Below are 1,511 nucleotides of genomic sequence, written 5' to 3'. Positions count from 1 at the left end.
CGTTCCCCGCCCCCCCCCCCCGCCCCCCCCCGCCCCCGCCCCCCCCCCCCCCCGCCCCCCCCCCCCTCCCCCCCCCGCCGCCCCTCCCGCCCGGCCCCCCCCGCCCCCGCCCCCCCCCCGAAGAATGCCCCCCCCCCGCCCCACCCCCCTCCCCGGTTGTCCACAGCCCCCGCCATTCGTCATACGAGATGGCGGGACGTCGGTCCGAGCCACCCGGTACCGTCGAGGGCGTGTCCGCCGAACCACTGCCCCGCGCCGTCGAAGTCCGCCGGAGCGCGCGCCGCCGCAGGACCGTGTCCGCCTACCGCGAGGGCGACCGCACCGTCGTGCTCATCCCCGCCCGGATGTCCGAGGCCGAGGAGCAGCGCTGGGTGGGCGTCATGCTCGACAAGCTGGCGGCGCAGGAGAGCCGGCGGACCCTGGGCGACACGGAGCTGACCGAGCGCGCCGAACTCCTGTCCGGGCAGTACTTCGACGGCCGCGCCCGCCCCCGCTCGGTGCGCTGGGTGACCAACCAGAACACCCGCTGGGGCTCCTGCACCCCCGCCGAGGGCAGCATCCGCCTCTCGCACCGGCTCCAGGGCATGCCCGAGTACGTCGTCGACTATGTCCTGCTGCACGAGCTCGCGCACCTGCTCGTGCCCGGCCACGGCCCGGATTTCTGGCGGCTGCTGGAGGCCTACCCCCGTACCGAGCGGGCCCGCGGCTACCTCGAAGGGGTCGTCGCCGCCGACCGTCTGCCCAAGGTTCCCGCACCCCGCGAGGCATGAGACCCGTTCGTGACATGTACCGGGTTCGTCCCGGCCTTGGCCCGATGTCGCCCACAGCCGATAGCCTTCACCGCACGCATTCATCGTCGGGATGGGGGACGGTCGTTACGTATGGCCAGGGAATTCCAACGCGGCCACAAGGCCAAGGTCAGTGATCTCACGGCAGGCACCGATCTGTACATCGGCGTGCAGATCTCCGGTCCCGGGCTGACGTTCGACATCAGCTGCTTCGGCCTCGATGCCGACGAGCGGCTGTCGGACGATCGCTACTTCGTCTTCTTCAACCAGCCGAAGTCCCCCGAGGAGTCCGTCCAGCTCCTCGGCGCGCAGGCCGGGGACACCGAATCCTTCCGGGTGACGCTGGACCGCATCCCCGCGCACATCCACAAGCTGTCCTTCACCGCGACCGTCGACGGCGCCGGACAGATGTCGCAGATCGGCCCGGGCTACATCCGGATCGTGGCGGGCGGCGAGGAAGTCGTCCGCTACTCCTTCAACGGCTCGGAGTTCAGCACCGAGCGCGCCGTCATGCTCGGCGACTTCTACCTCAAGGACGTCTGGCGCTTCGCCGCCGTCGGCCAGGGCTTCGACGGGGGCCTGGAGGCCCTCCTGAGGAACTTCGGCGGCGAGGTCGCCGAGGAGGAGGCCCCGGCTCCGGCCGCGCAGCCGCCGGCCGCCTCGTCGTCGTTCGCGCCGCCCGCCTTCGCCCCGCCGCCCGGCGCCCCGGCCGCAGCCCAGGCC

At 73.2% G+C, this 1,511-nt stretch carries 2 protein-coding genes; both read left to right on the top strand.

Features of this window, described 5'->3' with window-relative positions:
* Window positions 1-188 precede the first annotated feature (188 nt).
* The gene (locus GPJ59_RS36130) at window positions 189-770 is read left to right on the top strand and encodes a M48 metallopeptidase family protein (RefSeq protein WP_374201015.1); all 582 of its coding nucleotides are present in this window, start codon (window positions 189-191) and stop codon (window positions 768-770) included.
* A gap of 111 nt (window positions 771-881) precedes the next feature.
* The coding region (locus tag GPJ59_RS36125; RefSeq protein WP_219672343.1) for a TerD family protein at window positions 882-1,511 on the top strand (630 nt) is incomplete at its 3' end.

It is taken from the genome of Streptomyces bambusae, from assembly GCF_019400985.1.
Lineage (GTDB): Bacteria > Actinomycetota > Actinomycetes > Streptomycetales > Streptomycetaceae > Streptomyces > Streptomyces bambusae_A.
This window is presented reverse-complemented; position numbering and strand designations above follow the sequence as displayed.